Raw genomic sequence first — 16,351 nt, 5'->3', positions numbered from 1 at the left:
TCAGGCCATTGACAATCTCTTGATAAACGGCTCCCTACTTCACTCTTGCCAGCTGATCAAAACGCCCACCATCGACAAAGAAAGTGCTCATGATCTGCTCCCAAGAACCAAATACTGCTACCGGCTCAAAAGTCTCAATATCAGGTAAGGTTCCTTTGTGAGCTGCCAGCACTTGTGGATTACTTGGACGCATATACATCTGTGCCATAAGTTCTTGTGCTGGGGTGTCCCATAACCCTTTTAGATAAGCATTCGCCGCTTCCGTCTTGCCACCTTTGTCAGTCACTACCGTTACAACCGCTACTGGGTTAGCAATCACAATAGAGTAGCTTGGGTAGACAATGTCAACTTTACCCTTTGCAAATTGCTGGGCGGCTAAATGTGCTTCATTTTCGGTCGTAATAAGTACATCCCCTAGCCCGCGCTGAGTAAAGCTGGTCGTTGCTGCACGCGCACCATTGTCATAAGTGACCACATTTGCCAGCAGTTTTTTGATAAAATCATCCGTTTTGGCAGGACTTTGCACTGTTTCTTTAAATTGATGTAATCCGTAACCATAGGCACCCAAAAACGCATAACGCGCAGTACCACTGGTTTTCGGGTTTGGTATCACCACGTCGATATCGTTACGCGCCAAGTCCGACCAGTCTTTGATGTTTTTGGGGTTACCATCGCGCACCAATAACACCATGGTACTGGTATAAGGCACCGCATTGTTCGGGAACGCTTGCTGCCAATCAGAGGCAACCAAGCCTTTTTTAACCAACAGATTCATATCACTTTCTTGGTTTAAGGTCACTACATCTGCTTGCAGACCATTGGCAACCGACAGCGCTTGTTTGCTTGAGCCACCATGTGATTGGTTGATATTTACCTGACTGTCTGAATGCTTTTGCTGATAATCTGCGCTAAATAAAGCGTTATAATCTTTATAAAAATCGCGTGATACATCATAAGAGACATTTAATAAACTGATATTTTTTGCATCACCCGTTGCGTTCGAGCCGTCTTGTTGAATGGCTTCGGTAGGATTACAGCCTGTCATTAACATGGCAAACGCCAGTACGCTACCAAATTTAACACTGATATTGGCGAGCGGCGTTGGCGTCTTTTTATCCTCAATAAGGATATGCAGGTTAGCAAAATGACGCTTTTGAGATATTTGCTGAATACTTTTGTTATCTGGTTGCATGGGTGCTCTCGATAATGTTGATAGAAGCGTTTTCCACAGCATTAACAATCTTATTAATGCGCATAATTCTTTGGATGCGGTTCTATGGATAATGAGAAATATGCTAACAGCATGTGAGTCAAATGCTTAGTGACAAATGCGCTTATCGAGTGATTAACTTGGCATAAGTCATTTTATTAATTATTTCACAAGGCTTATTTTTTCTAAGTATTTTGCGCTATAGTGATGAGCAGACACTTTTGAGTAAGTAATGGTATTGCTTACTATATAGACGAGCCTTTATGTAAACGATACTATCTCTTGTAGTGGTCAACTAATATCCTTACAGCCATGCTGTTAGGCGTTGCGTTTAGATAACGACCATTCCTCTTAATCACTCCTTTATCAAAGGTACTTAAATGATCATGTCTCCACCTCGTCACTCACGCTTTTTTTCAGTATTTTTCACCACATCGGCGGCTCTGTTTGCCTTAAGTGGCTGTAATAACGTGACACCTAGCGTGAATCACCAAGCTATAAAACAACCGATAACCGATGTCATGCCAGCTGTGCAAGCAGTCGTTGGAGATTATGCTGATGAAGGTTATGAAAAGCGCGCGCAAGGCTATGATTGGGTTGGCGTGATGGTACGAGCAGATGGTGATCGACAGATTGACATTAGAGTTCGCTCACGCAGCGATATCAAAAAACCTACTTGTCACTTCGATGGTAAAGCGACATTCATGGGGCAAGATACTGCTCATGGTATGATTTTTCAGTCAAAGGTAAATGACAGCACGGCTTTTTTTCAATTTAAGGATGACACCCTCATCATCGACAGCCCAGACAAGTATGCACTGAACTATTTTTGCTCAGGTGGAGGCTCGCTTGCTGGAGAATATAAAAAGCTGGCAGTAGGTTTGGAGATTTAATAGTCATCGCTAGCATGTGTTAGGACGTGTTTTTCATTTCAAAAGTAGTGATAAAAACAAAAAGGTGCCAGACAATAAGTCTGACACCTTTTTTATGACTGGCTTAGTACGGGTTATTTATACTGATGATCTGCCCTTATACCGCAGATGCACCCGTTAATTTAACTTCAGCACGCTCTTCTTTTGCAATGCCGGCATAGTAGTCACGCAAAATTTGTAGTATTTCTGGACGGCTAAAGTTATCTGGTACATCTTCGTCTTCTGATAGCGCTTTACGCAGCTTAGTACCTGACACTTTAACGTGCTCAGAGGCGTCATGCGGGCAAGTTTTGTCTGATGCCATCGCGTTACAAGCGTTACACCAGAACGTCCAGCCAATTTTGAGCGGTTGGGTGATAAGGTCGTCTTTACCAACGTGTTCAAAAATAGTTTGCGCATCAAACGCACCGTAGTAATCGCCGACACCCGCATGGTCACGACCGACAATCAGATGGCTACAGCCATAGTTTTGACGGAATAGCGCATGTAATAATGCCTCACGTGGGCCAGCATAGCGCATATCCAACGGATAGCCTGCTTGGATAACGGTATCTTGTCTAAAGTAGTTGTCGATCAAGGTTTTGATGGCTTCTTGACGAACTTCTGCTGGGATGTCGCCAGGTTTCAATGCCCCTAATAATGAATGAATCAACACACCATCACAGATCTCAATCGCAATCTTGGCCAAATACTCATGTGAGCGGTGCATTGGATTACGCGTTTGGAATGCAGCCACTGTTTTCCAGCCTTTAGCATCTAAAATTGCGCGCGTTTCTGCTGGCGTTTTGTAGATTTCTGGATATAACGTTGGGAACTCACCTTCGCTCAGCACTTCAACACTACCGGCAATATTGACGGCTTCTTGGTTCAATACTTGTTGTACGCCTGGATGCTCTGAATCCGTGGTCGTAAATACTTGCTGACACTCATGCTCTTTATCGATGGTATAAGTCTCTTCTACCGTCAAGATACCCATGACTTCGCCATCTTGAGCGACCAAGGCTACTTTGTCGCCTTGACTCAAATTATCCGCAGTCTCTTTTGGCGCAGACAAAGTGATAGGAATTGGCCAAAACAAACCTGCGTTTTCACCGCTTTGCAGACGCATGTTGTCTACCACGCCCTGCCAGTCCGCTTGATTCATAAAACCATTTAACGGAGTGAAACCACCAATACCGAACATGATTAAATCGCCACGCTCACGTGAGCTTAAGGTGATGGTCGGCAATGTGCTGGCAAGCTCTAATGCTTGATCGCGTGCTTCGCCTTCTAACAACAGTGGTTTAAGCTCTGCACTACCATGTGGTGGAACCAGCTTTGATTTGAATTGTGATTGGGTTTGGCTTTGAGTTTGAGACATATAGTTATTAAAACCTCTTATAAAAAGAATGGTTGGAAGAGATGGGCAAAAATGCAAAAGCGATTAAATGTACAAAACTGAGAAGAAAGCCGTCGCTAGATAATAAGTAGCGTACTAGCGACTGGGCATTAAATTTGATACGCATAGGCTACCTAACTTTCGTTATGAAAATTTATGCTGTGTTTGGATATGGATATGTCTGAAAGGAATTTATGTTTCTGGGTACAAGCTTATATGATGTATAGCTGAATTATTTACATTGCGAACGGCAATAAAACCTATTACACACGCAAATCATTTTCGTCGCTGATTTTAAGATTAAAAACAAAACTGAGATTACGTCATGTATCAATATAATTACGCTGACCAGACTTTGGTAGAGGAACGAGTTGCCCAATTTCGCGACCAAACCGAGCGGTTTTTGGCAGGTGAGCTGCCAGAAGAGCAGTTTTTGCCGCTGCGATTACAAAACGGCCTTTATATTCAGCGTTATGCACCGATGTTGCGTATCGCTATTCCTTACGGGCTACTTGCCAGCTACCAATTGCGAAAATTGGCTGAGATTACCCGTAAATATGATAGAGGTTATGGACACTTCACTACCCGTACCAATATTCAGCTGAATTGGCCAAAGCTAGAAGACGTGCCAGATATTTTGGCAGAGCTGGCATCAGTACAGATGCACTCGATCCAAACCTCGGGCAACTGTATTCGTAACACAACCACCGATCCATATGCTGGTATTCATAAAGAAGAAATCGCTGATCCACGTCCCTATTGTGAGATTATCCGTCAGTGGTCAACCTTCCACCCTGAGTTTGCCTTTTTACCACGTAAATTTAAAATTGCAGTCATCGGTACCGAAGCGGATCGAGCTGCGACGCAAGTCCATGATGTGGGTCTGCATGTCGTTACCAATGACGCAGGCGAGCTTGGCTTTGAAGTGATCGTTGGTGGTGGCCTCGGGCGTACCCCTATTATCGGCAAAACGATTCGCAAGTTTTTACCTCGTGAGCATTTACTCAGCTATCTGGATGCCGTTTTGCGCGTTTATAACTTGCATGGTCGCCGTGATAACAAGTACAAAGCCCGTATTAAAATTTTGGTTGATAGCTTAGGTGGCAATCAGTTTGGCAAATTGGTGGAGGCTGAGTGGGAAGCACATACTAAAGATGGCCCGCTTACCTTGACTGAAGAGAATTTTGACACCGCTGCTAGCAGCTTTAGCATGCCTGATTATCAGTCATTTGATGCGCTCGCAGTACAATCAGAGTTGCAAGCACAATTGGCAGACAATAAAGATTTCGCTGATTGGTATAAGCAAAACACCGTGGCACATAAGGTGGACGGTTACCGTGCGGTAGTGATCTCTTTAAAAGCCGGACTGGTGGACGGTCGTTATGTGCCATCAGGTGACTTGAGTGATGCGCAAATGGATGCGCTTGCCGATTTGTCTGATCGTTATAGCTTTGGTGAATTGCGCGGTACGTATCAGCAAAATCTGGTATTCGCTGATGTGCAAACCAATGAGCTTTATGAATTGTGGCAGCAGCTATCAGATTTGCATTTAGCACGCGCCAATATCAACACCTTAACCGACATGATTGTCTGCCCAGGTTGGGATTATTGCTCACTGGCCAATGCAACGACGCACAATATCGCTGAGCAAATCGAAAAGCAGTTTGATGATTTAGATTACTTGTATGATCTTGGTGATATTCGCCTAAACATGTCAGGCTGCATGAATGCTTGCGCCCATCATCACACAGGTGATATCGGCATCTTGGGTGTGGATAAAAAAGGCGAGCACTGGTATCAGATTAGCCTTGGCGGTAACTCTAGTAATGACGCCAAATTGGGCAAAATCTTAGGAAAAGCGGTGCCAGCGGATGATGTGGCCAGCACGCTACAAACCATTTTAGATGTGTATCTCGATATACGCGGCACTAACGAACAAGATGTTGAGGGTTTTGGTGACGTGATTGACCGCGTTGGTATCGCCCCCTTTAAGGAGAAGGTCTATGGCTAATCATCATGTGCTTGATAGCCATGGCGCAGACATCAGTGGCGAAGATACTTGGCAAGCGCTAGCGACAGCGCAGCTGCCTGACGGTATCGCGTTATCAAACCTGACCTTACTTGAGCTGTTACACAAACAAGAAAAAGTTGATGTACTTGTCCCACTAGCAGATTTATTAAATGCTGATGGCAAACTGGCAAACGGTTTGCTCGCGCAAGTATTGGATATCCTCAAGCAGCACAGCAGCCGATTGGGTGTGTGGATCACATCCAACACCGATGCTGATGATCTGCCTGATGTAAAAGAATTTTTATTGACGCAAGACTTGATCGTCATTCATGTCCCAAGTTTTGTAGACGGTCGCGGTTTTAGTTTTGCACAGACCCTGCGTCAGCTTGGTTATGAAGGTGATATTCGCATGGCAGGCGCGTTTGGTCGTGATCAAATCGCTTATTTGCTGCGCGCTGGTGCGACCAGCTTTGTACTCAATGAGCATGATGCTAAATCTGATATTAGCCAAGCCTTCACTGCCCTAGCCAGTAGCTATGATGGTCGAGACGCTTCAGCATTACCGATGTTCTCAAAAAACTGATTTTATTATTCACTATCAAATCGCTATTTTTATATTAACAATTATTAAGGAATGTATTATGAGCCAATTACACCCAAACCTAGATATCGACCAAGCAAACCAAGATTTGCAAGGTAAATCACCTGAGCAAATCGTTGAGTGGGCATTGACGCAAGCCAAAAACCCAATCATCACCACCAACTTCCGTCCTTATGAGTCAGCGATCTTGCATTTGGTTGCCAAGCAGCGCCCTGACATCACGGTATTGTGGGTAGATTCAGGCTATAACACCGATGCGACCTATCAGTTTGCCAACAAATTGATTCGTGATCTTGATCTCAACGTCGTGACGTATATTCCAAAACAAACCGCTGCCCATCGTGACGCCACCATGAATGGCATCCCAGGCATTGACAACCCGCAACATGGCGAGTTCACTGAACAAGTGAAACTTGAGCCATTCCGCCGCGCCCTTGCTGAGCTAAAGCCTGACGTATGGTTTAACGCGATTCGTAAAGACCAAACAGAATTCCGTCAAGGGCTTGATGTACTTAGCTTATCAAAAGACGGCGTACTAAAGGTAGCGCCATTGTTTGAAAAAACAGATGCTGATCTAGACGTGTACTTAGATGAGCACAACTTGCCAAACGAGCATGACTACTTTGATCCAACGAAAGTAGAAGAAAGCCGTGAGTGTGGCTTGCATACTCAGCTTTAGGTATTTCGTAGTTTTACGATAAAAACACTTCTTAGATATAAGAGGTGTTTTTTATTGTCATAGTCGATTCAATATTCAGTCCCACAAAATTTGAATATATCATTCAAGCGCTACTGCCAAAATAATGAGGACACACGCAAGTATCAAAATTATCGAACTAACTGCCAGCCGCCTTTCTCATCCCTTTTGCCCATGACTGCCAAAACCAACACTAGACTTAACATAAGTAATAAGTACCAAGAGCCCAGCTTACCCCAACCTACCATATGCCATACATTTGCTTGTGAGGGATAACGCCAAATATTGGTAAAAGTAGCAATATTTTCTGCCAACCAAACCAAAAAAGCGAGGAACAACAGTAATGGTAAAAATGGACATTGATATTGCTTGGTATCATGCAGTTGAAGATTATTTTTGTGATGGATTTGAAAAAACACTCTGGTTTTCCAAAATAAAATTATCGAAGCGATGAACAATATATTGCGAATATCAGGGACAAAAAACTTAGTGAAGAAGTTGGCATAAGAAAAAATAACCAATACACTCACCCATAGTAAACGTGGCAAGTCGGTAAAAGAGGCATTAAACAATCTTAAGCCACGCGCTAAAAAACTACCTACGGCCGAATACATAAAACCGGCAAAAAGTGGCACAGTGGCAATTCTAAAAATGGATGGTTCAGGATAGTACCAAGAACCAATTTTGGGATGGGTTAAAAACAGCTCCATTGCCATGGCCATGATATGAAAAATAGCAATGACCCATACCTCACGCGGCGTTTCTAATTTGAAATAAACCAAAAAGACTTGAATAATTAAAGCGTATCCCAACAAGAGATCGTAGCGATAGATGCCAAGAACCGACCAGCTTATTTGATGAGTCAGTACAAAAGCCAATAATAAAAGTATGCCAAACAAAGCAGACGCTAAACTCAGCGCGGCGCCACGCGGAATAATGTTCAACACCTTAGATTAGCACTACAATCATATTGACTACCGTTTATTGCTTTAACAGCTCGCTTAATACGCTATGGTGAACCATGACATACATCCTCCTCTTCCTCACAATAGCTTATTATATAAAGTATTCATTAGAGGCCGCCAAACTATAGCAAATAGTCCGCTTAATAGACAATTTTCTATAGTTTTTGAATATCTCTATCTGTATAAAGAAGTCAGCATTTGAATAATTAACGTTTCTTGAACGTTTTATTGTCTAACATTGCGGTATTCTATGGCTTGCCTCAGTGGCTGCTCGGCATTAAACCGACGCTATAAAGCCGTATCATGGACAAAGTTACTCATCCTTTTTTATTTCCTTATAGGCACTCGCGCTCATCAATATGGATATTTATTATGTCTTTTATAAAAAAAATCGATTCACTCTATGAAAAACTGCACGATAAGCTACCAGCGGTAGGCAAGACCGCCTCTTTTTTAACTGGTACGAGTGTTCTCACGGTCAATAGTGCGATGGTGGGTCTGCCCATCTGGACTTTGGGAGCGGCAAAAGTATTGACAGGAGCAAAAGCTGCGGATGATGCGCTGATTGCGATTACCAAATACTGGATTAATAGTAACAACGCCGTCATTGATCATGCGCTACCTCACAAAGACTGGCGCATTAACTTGCCTGACGATCTGAGCGAAGACAAGCAGTATCTATTGGTAAGCAACCATCAATCGTGGGTTGATACCAGCATTGTGCAATATATCAGCCAAGACACCCTGCCTCTGACACGGTTTTTTACCAAGTTTAATCTGATTTATATTCCTGTCATCGGTCAAGCCTTTTATTTCTTAGACTTTCCGATGATGAAGCGCTTTTCTGCCAAAGCGATGGCCAAGAATCCAGAGCTTAAAAAACAAAACCTGCTTGAGGCTAAGCGTGCTTGTCGTCAATTAAAGGACAAACCTTTCGCGCTATTAAACTATTTGGAAGGGACGCGCTTTACTAAAGAAAAACATGACCAACAAAAATCCCCTTATCAGCATTTGTTAAAACCACGGGCTGGCGGTTTGTCATTAGCAATTAATGCGTTAGGCACTGAGTTGGATTCTATCTTAGACGTGACCATTGTCTACCCAGACGGCGCGCCTGACTATGATGATTTATGGAAAGGCAATATTCGCCGTTTGGGCGTCGATGTGACTCGCTTAAAGATACCAGACGAATTATTTGCTGCCATCATGGACGGCGGCTATGACCGTGATGAAACCACCAAAAAAATGATGTTTGACTGGTTAGAGGATATCTGGCAACAAAAAGATGCCCGTATGACTAAGATGCTGAGTGAGTTTGAATAGGTTTTGGCATCCGGTTAAAGATGTTTGATATTCTTACGCCTATCACGTAAATCAAATGCCTTACGTGATAGGTCAAGTTCATCACAAGATCAGACTTTAGCTTAGCTCCAAATTTTTCTGTAAATAAATAGTTATAAGAGCTAAATCAATGCAGTCGCTGTCCTCGTTTATCGATATAGTAGCCTTCGCCATCTTTATAAACATAAGCTTTGCCGTCAAGGAAGGAGTCAACTTGATCATAATCAAAGGGAATGACTGTCTGTCCTGCTTTATTTAGATAACCACCTTTACCATTTTTATGAACTGCAACCAGACCTTCAGAGAACTTGTCACTCAAATTATAAATTAAAGGAATGACGATATTGCCTTTTTTATCAATAAATCCCATTTTATATCTTTCGACTGTACCGACCTCGTACGTTGTTTTATAAGCATTATTAACCAATGCTAAGCCGTCAGAAAACTTACCAGCGGAATCATAAGAAAAGTCAATAATTCCTTCACCTAGTTTATTGATATATCCGTATTTTTTGTGAAGCTTGACTGGCGCTAGACCTTCTTGAAAGCTACTGGCGTAATCATATTGTAAAGAAATAATTTGCTCACCCTTATTGTTAAAGAAACCCCACTTGTCATCTTTAGCAACAGCAACCAAACCTTCTATTAAATAATTTACATTATCGTATTCTATCGGTATGACTAGCTTGCCTTTATCATTCATAAAGCCCCACTTATCATCCTTTTGTACGCTAACCAATCCCTCTGAAAACCCACCTACTTCATCATATATTATAGGAATAACGACTTTATTTTTTTTATTGACGTAACCCCATTTCCCACCTTTACTGACGGCTATTAGATTAAATTCAAAGCTGGGACTCACTTCATCATATTCTATGGGGATTATTTGTTCATTCATTTTGTTAATTAAGCCCCACTTACCATTCAGGCTGACTCGCGATAATCCTTTAAAAAAAGCATTGGCATCGTCATACTTAACTGGAATGACTATCTTATTATTCTTATCAATAAAACCATATTTATCATCTTGCTCTATTCTTGCCATCCCTTCATAAAAATCATTATCGCTCTCATAAACCATTTCCTTTGTATCGTCTTTCTCTAATTTAGACTCTAAATTGGTTGCGGCTTGACCATTTAGCATCAAACCAAAGGATAATCCAAATATAGCAAAAGAATATGTTATTGGTTTTCTGCGATTATTGTTCAGAATCATGGTTCTTATCTTCACTATTTAAATTTCAAGACTGAAATTATGTCTTATATTGACTAAGATTGCACATTCTAATCTATTCCCTTTTACACCAAAAACCCTCACCAACATGACAAAAACGAATATGCTAATGCCAATTCGCTACGTGAGCGTATGCCTGTGATACATCATAATAGCGACATACCTTACATTGAATGAATTACAGGTAATCCTATGAACACCTTTCCATTATTTTTTAAATTAGAAGGTCGCAAAGTACTTATCGTCGGCGGCGGCGATGTGGCGCTACGTAAAGCGGATTTGCTCAGCCGTGCTGGCGCGTGTATTATTGTCCTTGCACCAAGCATTAGCCACGAAATACAAGCCTTGTTAAGTGATAGCAAGCACGAATTGATTTATAAAAACTATAATAAAACCTATATGACAGACTCGCGCGTCATTATCGCTGGCACGGATGACGAAGCGCTGAATCATCAAATTCATGCCGATGCCACCGAGCTAAACATTCCAGTTAATGTAGTCGATACGCCCCATTTGTGCGATTTTATCTTCCCCGCGATTGTTGATCGCAATCCAATCGTGATTGGCATATCGTCAAACGGCAAAGCGCCAGTGCTGGCACGTCTATTGCGAGCACGCCTCGAAACCTTGATTCCGCAAGGTTATGGTAAATTGGCAAAGCTGGCTGGCGAGTTTCGAAGTGAAGTCAAAGCCAAAATTCCAACATTGACGGGACGTCGACAGTTTTGGGAGCGTGCCTTTGAGGGTCAAGTCAGTCAGCTGATGTTTGCCGGTAATGAAAAGGAAGCAGCTGCGCAATTAAAGTTAGATCTAGATAGCACCACTGCGGCAATCACTGCAAAAAATACCGCAGATGATAATGCGCTTAGCACTGTTGCGGAATCCGCTTCAACCTCTGCTCCCGTGATATCAGATGCGCCAATAGAAACAGAAAACGCTATAGGCGAAGTCTATATCGTTGGTGCAGGCCCAGGTGACCCAGAGCTGCTCACTTTTAAAGCGCTGCGTTTGATGCAACAAGCGGATATCGTCTACTATGATGCGCTCGTCTCACCACAAGTATTAGACCTATGCCGCCGTGATGCTGATAAAGTGTTTGTTGGCAAAAAACGTAGCAATCATGCTGTGGCGCAATTGGGCATCAATGAGTTGTTGGTCAATAGCGCAAAAGAGGGTCGCCGTGTGGTGCGCCTAAAAGGCGGTGATCCCTTCATCTTTGGACGTGGCGGCGAAGAAATTGAGAGTTTGCGTGCGCACAGTATCCCTTATCAAGTCGTACCTGGTATTACCGCTGCCAATGCCGCCGCAAGCTATGCTGGCATTCCATTGACTCACCGTGACCATTCGCAGTCGGTACGTTTTGTCACTGGATTTTTAAAGGCTGGCGCACCCAATAGCAATTTTAAGAGCTTTTTGAATACGGATGAAACAGTCGTCTTTTATATGGGGTTGCATTCGCTGGCGCGTTTGACGACAGGCTTGATTGATGCAGGGCGCAGTAGCGACACCCCAATCGCCATCGTCTCCAATGCCAGTATGCCCAATCAGCAGGTATTAACGGGAACGCTTGCCGACATCGTTGAGTTGCAAGAAAAAAATCAGCTACCCACGCCAGCCTTGCTCATTATGGGAGACGTGGTCGCACTCCATCATGATTTGGCTTGGTATAATTTGCAAAATCAGCAGAAAAACAACAATAGTGACACTACAGCTAGTAACTGGCTACGTGGTGGCACAGCGGCTACACCAAAGGCAGATCATACCAGCCAGCAAGCCCATGCATTATCTATGGTGGCTAATTTGGCAACGGCTGATGATGGTTTGGAGCAGTTAGTGATTGGTTGAAGTATGATTTTAAATTTCCAAAAAGCCCTGCCAGTAGATTAGCAGGGCTTTTGAGTATAACGCTATTGATCTTTTATGAGCTATTCGTTTTTAACAATTAAGATTTGGTCTTTCGTTTCTCAATGACTTTTATTAGCGTGCTATGAATTGATGATGCATCAGCAGGCGGATTGCTAATAGGTGTATTCTTGATGAGCAAAGTGTATTCATAATTAGGTTCAAAATCAAAACCTTCTATACCACTATATCGATACTCCCAGTCGGCGTTAGCTTGTTCAGCAGGCTTAGTCAGTAAACATGATTGCGGCGCAACACCGACACAGTCTACTTGATGGTCAGCGATGATGATTTTACGTAAAACATAAGGCATCGCATGGACAGTAATGTGGCGCTTACTATCTATCTCTGATTGTAATGTCGATTGCTCTCCCATCACTCCAACATAATCGCCTATGGTTAATTTCTGCATTTGATGGGCGTTTTTCTGAGCAAAGTTGGCTTTACTGATTTCTGCGGTATACGTCTGTCCATCCTGAGCGACGATAGTGACTTTTTGCTGCTCTCTGTCTTGCGAGATGACCTCAGTCACTTGACCAATGATTGCGTCAGAATGACTCGGTTTGATCGAATGGACAAACGCGGTGCTATCTTTTATTTGACTCACACTGGTTTTATTATTCATATTTGCTTGCTCATAACTGCTACAAGCAGCCAAAGAGGAAGTGGCAATTAAAGCCAATGTGCATAATCTGATAAATGACATAACATACCCTTATTAATAATGGCTTGGATGTTACTAAATATGGACCTTTTCTAGTACCATTCATTTGTTACTTAATACTATTAAAAATCCGCTTTGTTAATCAGCTTTTTTAAATAGCCATTATTTTTAATAATCATCGTTTCATTTACGGCTAAATGTCACTACTCATTCTTATCTACTTTGCTTTACTGGTAAGTTTATAGCAAAGCAAATCGCACCAATTCTTGCTAGAATAATCGATGTCTTTTATCCATCATGAAACTCAATTATGCCTGTATCTACTACCAAACCTCTCACTATCCTTCATACTTCCGACTGGCATTTGGGGCGCAGGCTTTATGGACGAATGCGTTATGACGAATTTGAATCGTTTTTAGATTGGTTGCAAGACACCATTAGCCTGCAAAAAGTGGATATATTAATTGTTGCTGGTGATATCTTTGACACCATGACCCCAAGCAATAGAGCTCAAGCGCTATATTATGAATTTTTAGGAAAAGTTTCAAAATCATGCTGTCAACATATCGTTGTTGTGGCAGGTAACCACGATTCACCTACATTTTTAGATGCGCCCAATCAAGTATTAAAGTTTTTAAACGTACATGTCATTGGTATGGCTTGTGAAGACTTAAATGATGAAGTGTTGGTTCTAAATGACGAGCACGATATTCCGTATTGTATCGTGACTGCCGTCCCCTATTTACGTGACCGTGATGTTAGAAGTAGTGGTGCTGGCGAGTCGGCTGATAGCAAAGATGCCAATGTCATCAAAGGCATTCGTGCTCATTACGATGAAGTGGCTAGCATTGCCAAAGCCAAGCAATATGAGCTTACTGAGACTATTGAGCACCATGTTCATAATGTTCCTATTATTGCTACAGGGCATTTATTTGCGGCTGGTGGCAGTACAACAGCAGATGATGGCGTACGTGACTTATATGTCGGTAACTTAGGTAAAATATCTGCCGATATGTTTGATGAGTGCTTTGATTATGTGGCGCTTGGACACTTGCATGTGCCGCAGCGCGTTGGAGGACGTGAGCATATTCGCTATTCAGGCTCGCCTATTGCCATGGGTTTTGGCGAAGCTCGCCAGCAAAAACAGGTATTATTGGTACGGTTTGGTAATGAAAAATTCATGAATGATAGTGTTATTAATAGCTCAGACCTACAAACGGAAGTTACTCCTGCGGAAAATAAGAAAACCTTGAGCAGTACTAAGAGCAATAACGACTTTATGGATGACTTATTTGGCTTTGAAGATACTTCTAAAGAGGAAGTTATATCGTTATCAGAATCAGAAAGTAACGACCCTCTAAGTAGTAATCACCAGTTATTACCTCAACTTACGAGAGATAAAAACCCTAGTAAAGATTCGACATTGCTGCATCACGACACTGACCGTGACATGCAAGTCCTCTCTGTCCCCATTCCTTGTTTTCAGTCATTAGCGCAAGTCTCAGGTGATATGCAAACCATTGAGACAACCATTCATACGCTGACGCAGTCGTGCTCATCGTTAGAGTCAACTTGGCTTGAAGTTATTTATACTGGCGATGACATTGTTGCCAATCTGCGTGAACAAATAGAAGCTATAGTAGACGGCTTGCCATGTGAGGTACTGAAAATCAAAAACCTTTCCACTTATGATAAGGTGCTCAATCAAGAGTCAGCCTCTGAAACCTTACAAGATTTAAATGAGTTAGAAGTATTTGAACGCTGTCTGACGCTTAATGAGGTAACAGACGCGCAGAAGCTGAGCCTACGCGACGCTTATGAGCAAATACTGCATGCCATTCATCATACAGACAGTAGAGCAGAATAATGACCGAACAAAATTGGGATACAAAGTACGAAAAATTAAAACCGATTATTGATTGGGCTATTAAAAATAATATTTCAGAAGACATTATTCCAAGAAGCGTCAGACAATTGGATCAAGTCACAGAAATAAATATGGCGTCCAAGCAAATAAATGATCTGCCCGATAGTTTTGGCAATCTTATTAACCTTACTACGCTTGATGTGAGCCTTAACAACTTAACGACCTTACCTGATAATTTTAGCAACCTTATTAATCTCACTAAGCTTAACCTGAATTTTAATAGTTTGAAGAATCTGCCTGATAGTATAGCTAGCCTGACACAACTAACTCAGTTAGCTTTTGCAAATAATACGTTAACACACTTACCCAGTTGTATTTACAACCTTACTAAACTAGAAGTTCTTGAAGCTTCTGATTGTGGATTACTTGAACTACCAAGCTGGATTGGTGCACTACAGCAACTAAAAACACTAAGTGTACATGAAAATAACCTCTCCTCTCTGCCTGATAGCATTGGTGATCTCACCGCGCTGGACGAGCTGATGCTATCTGACAATAAACTCAAAGAATTACCAGATAGTATGAACAAATTAACCCAGCTTTCACTACTGAGTATTGGTAACAACAGCTTCAGTCAATTCCCTGAAATCATTACTGAGCTTTATCTATTAGAGCATCTTGAAATCTCTGAAAACAACCTGTCTCACATACCTAATGATATTAGTAAGCTTACCGAGCTATCTATCATTAATGCTAGCGATAACAATCTTACTCAATTTCCTGAAGCTTTGTATAATGTTCCTTCACTAGTAAATATTCATCTGCCTAATAATCAGATATCAAGTATCACATCTAATATCTCTAATTTGACACAATTACACACGCTTAATCTGGATTTTAATCAGCTCACTGAACTTCCAAGATGCACACAAGTAACACTGCTTAGCGTAAATAACAACCAAATTGAGCGATTACCCAATAGTTTTAGGGATTTTTCTGAGTTATACGGATTGTCGTTGAATAATAATAAAATCACTGAGTTTCCAAATGACATTCAAGTAGGTCTATTAACACTTAGTGGTAATAAAATATCCATATTACCTGACAGTATTGGCAATATATCGACGTTGACTGTTCTAGCACTCGAAAACAATCAAATAACCACATTGCCTAGTAATATAGGCTGTCTCCATCAATTAGCAGTTCTTTTACTAGACAACAATCAACTCACTGAACTTCCAGATAGCATTGGTGATTTAATAGAGTTAGAGCAACTGACACTAGACAACAATCAACTTAATGAGTTTCCAGATAGTATTGGCCAGCTAACTAACCTCAGTGTACTTAATTTTGAACACAATAATATTAAAGTGCTACCTAAAAGCTTTCAAAAATTAATTCAGTTACCCAGCCTTATTGTCATCTTGGATGACTACAAACCCTCTATATTCAAATCTATAAGTAATTTTATTTTCCGTTTTTTTATCAAGCCTTTTAAGCGAATCCCTGCTTAATAATGATGACAAAAAATAAAACACCCTAATTT

General features: G+C 41.7%; 13 protein-coding genes. 8 read left to right on the top strand and 5 right to left on the bottom strand.

The genetic code is table 11. From position 1 onward, the window contains the following. Nucleotides 1-34 precede the first annotated feature (34 nt). Nucleotides 35-1,192 (bottom strand): sulfate ABC transporter substrate-binding protein, encoded by a 1,158-nt coding sequence (locus ACI2JM_RS05270; RefSeq protein ID WP_404642617.1) that lies wholly within the window; start codon nt 1,190-1,192, stop codon nt 35-37. Nucleotides 1,193-1,596: 404 nt separating this feature from the next. Between ACI2JM_RS05270 and ACI2JM_RS05265 the strand changes: the two genes are divergently transcribed. Further along, nucleotides 1,597-2,103, top strand: coding sequence for a hypothetical protein (locus tag ACI2JM_RS05265; protein ID WP_227676055.1), 507 nt, complete (start codon nt 1,597-1,599; stop codon nt 2,101-2,103). A gap of 136 nt (nt 2,104-2,239) precedes the next feature. On the opposite strand, the gene sat is transcribed toward ACI2JM_RS05265, so the two are convergent. Continuing rightward, nucleotides 2,240-3,502 carry a sulfate adenylyltransferase gene (gene sat, locus ACI2JM_RS05260; protein WP_404642615.1) on the bottom strand — a complete coding sequence of 421 codons (1,263 nt, stop codon included), beginning with the start codon at nt 3,500-3,502 and terminating at the stop codon, nt 2,240-2,242. Between the two features lie 343 nt (nt 3,503-3,845). On the opposite strand from sat, the gene ACI2JM_RS05255 reads away from it, so the two are divergent. From ACI2JM_RS05255 to ACI2JM_RS05245, 3 genes are read left to right on the top strand one after another with little or no spacing between them, the layout of a single operon-like run. Beyond that, a complete protein-coding gene (locus tag ACI2JM_RS05255; RefSeq protein WP_404642613.1) occupies nt 3,846-5,531 on the top strand; it encodes a nitrite/sulfite reductase in 1,686 nt (561 codons plus the stop codon). After that, nucleotides 5,524-6,114, top strand: a complete 591-nt coding sequence (locus ACI2JM_RS05250; protein WP_201560870.1) for a DUF934 domain-containing protein — start codon at nt 5,524-5,526, stop codon at nt 6,112-6,114. The genes ACI2JM_RS05255 and ACI2JM_RS05250 overlap by 8 nt, the downstream gene beginning before the upstream one ends. A gap of 58 nt (nt 6,115-6,172) precedes the next feature. Then, nucleotides 6,173-6,811 carry a phosphoadenosine phosphosulfate reductase family protein gene (locus ACI2JM_RS05245; protein ID WP_101205909.1) on the top strand — a complete coding sequence of 213 codons (639 nt, stop codon included), beginning with the start codon at nt 6,173-6,175 and terminating at the stop codon, nt 6,809-6,811. 149 nt (nt 6,812-6,960) lie between these two features. Here the strand turns inward: ACI2JM_RS05245 and ACI2JM_RS05240 are convergent, their stop codons facing one another. Beyond that, nucleotides 6,961-7,776: a DUF817 family protein gene (locus tag ACI2JM_RS05240; RefSeq protein WP_404642610.1), complete on the bottom strand. Its 816-nt coding sequence runs from the start codon at nt 7,774-7,776 to the stop codon at nt 6,961-6,963. 390 nt (nt 7,777-8,166) lie between these two features. Between ACI2JM_RS05240 and ACI2JM_RS05235 the strand changes: the two genes are divergently transcribed. After that, nucleotides 8,167-9,117 carry an acetyltransferase gene (locus tag ACI2JM_RS05235; protein WP_404642608.1) on the top strand — a complete coding sequence of 317 codons (951 nt, stop codon included), beginning with the start codon at nt 8,167-8,169 and terminating at the stop codon, nt 9,115-9,117. 145 nt (nt 9,118-9,262) lie between these two features. Here ACI2JM_RS05235 and ACI2JM_RS05230 read toward each other — a convergent pair whose 3' ends face one another. Continuing rightward, a complete protein-coding gene (locus ACI2JM_RS05230; RefSeq protein ID WP_193007374.1) occupies nt 9,263-10,354 on the bottom strand; it encodes a WG repeat-containing protein in 1,092 nt (363 codons plus the stop codon). Nucleotides 10,355-10,564: 210 nt separating this feature from the next. Here ACI2JM_RS05230 and cysG point away from each other — a divergent pair, with 210 nt between their 5' ends. Continuing rightward, nucleotides 10,565-12,217, top strand: coding sequence for a siroheme synthase CysG (gene cysG, locus ACI2JM_RS05225; RefSeq protein WP_404642606.1), 1,653 nt, complete (start codon nt 10,565-10,567; stop codon nt 12,215-12,217). Nucleotides 12,218-12,314: 97 nt separating this feature from the next. Here cysG and ACI2JM_RS05220 read toward each other — a convergent pair whose 3' ends face one another. Next, nucleotides 12,315-12,980, bottom strand: coding sequence for a DUF4377 domain-containing protein (locus tag ACI2JM_RS05220; protein ID WP_404642604.1), 666 nt, complete (start codon nt 12,978-12,980; stop codon nt 12,315-12,317). A 268-nt stretch (nt 12,981-13,248) separates the two neighbouring features. Here ACI2JM_RS05220 and ACI2JM_RS05215 point away from each other — a divergent pair, with 268 nt between their 5' ends. Together ACI2JM_RS05215 and ACI2JM_RS05210 are read left to right on the top strand one after the other, a co-directional pair. After that, complete coding sequence (locus tag ACI2JM_RS05215; protein WP_201560874.1) at nt 13,249-14,805, top strand: exonuclease SbcCD subunit D C-terminal domain-containing protein; 1,557 nt, start codon at nt 13,249-13,251, stop codon at nt 14,803-14,805. Beyond that, nucleotides 14,805-16,319 (top strand): leucine-rich repeat domain-containing protein, encoded by a 1,515-nt coding sequence (locus tag ACI2JM_RS05210; protein WP_193216806.1) that lies wholly within the window; start codon nt 14,805-14,807, stop codon nt 16,317-16,319. Before ACI2JM_RS05215 ends, ACI2JM_RS05210 begins: the two co-directional genes overlap by 1 nt. The last annotated feature ends 32 nt before the right edge of the window (nt 16,320-16,351 follow it).

The sequence above is a fragment of the Psychrobacter sp. NPDC064578 genome (genome assembly GCF_044901245.1).
Taxonomy (GTDB): domain Bacteria; phylum Pseudomonadota; class Gammaproteobacteria; order Pseudomonadales; family Moraxellaceae; genus Psychrobacter; species Psychrobacter cibarius_C.
The sequence above is the reverse complement of the archived record's forward strand: the minus strand, read 5'-3'. Positions and strand labels throughout refer to the sequence as shown.

Coding starts and splice junctions, on each gene's coding strand:
- ACI2JM_RS05265 (WP_227676055.1), top strand. CDS start 1,597: ATGTCTCCACCTCGTCACTCACGCTTTTTTTCAGTATTTTTCACCACA.
- cysG (WP_404642606.1), top strand. CDS start 10,565: ATGAACACCTTTCCATTATTTTTTAAATTAGAAGGTCGCAAAGTACTT.
- ACI2JM_RS05235 (WP_404642608.1), top strand. CDS start 8,167: ATGTCTTTTATAAAAAAAATCGATTCACTCTATGAAAAACTGCACGAT.
- ACI2JM_RS05230 (WP_193007374.1), bottom strand. CDS start 10,354: ATGATTCTGAACAATAATCGCAGAAAACCAATAACATATTCTTTTGCT.
- ACI2JM_RS05270 (WP_404642617.1), bottom strand. CDS start 1,192: ATGCAACCAGATAACAAAAGTATTCAGCAAATATCTCAAAAGCGTCAT.
- ACI2JM_RS05210 (WP_193216806.1), top strand. CDS start 14,805: ATGACCGAACAAAATTGGGATACAAAGTACGAAAAATTAAAACCGATT.
- ACI2JM_RS05245 (WP_101205909.1), top strand. CDS start 6,173: ATGAGCCAATTACACCCAAACCTAGATATCGACCAAGCAAACCAAGAT.
- ACI2JM_RS05220 (WP_404642604.1), bottom strand. CDS start 12,980: ATGTCATTTATCAGATTATGCACATTGGCTTTAATTGCCACTTCCTCT.
- ACI2JM_RS05250 (WP_201560870.1), top strand. CDS start 5,524: ATGGCTAATCATCATGTGCTTGATAGCCATGGCGCAGACATCAGTGGC.
- ACI2JM_RS05215 (WP_201560874.1), top strand. CDS start 13,249: ATGCCTGTATCTACTACCAAACCTCTCACTATCCTTCATACTTCCGAC.
- ACI2JM_RS05255 (WP_404642613.1), top strand. CDS start 3,846: ATGTATCAATATAATTACGCTGACCAGACTTTGGTAGAGGAACGAGTT.
- sat (WP_404642615.1), bottom strand. CDS start 3,502: ATGTCTCAAACTCAAAGCCAAACCCAATCACAATTCAAATCAAAGCTG.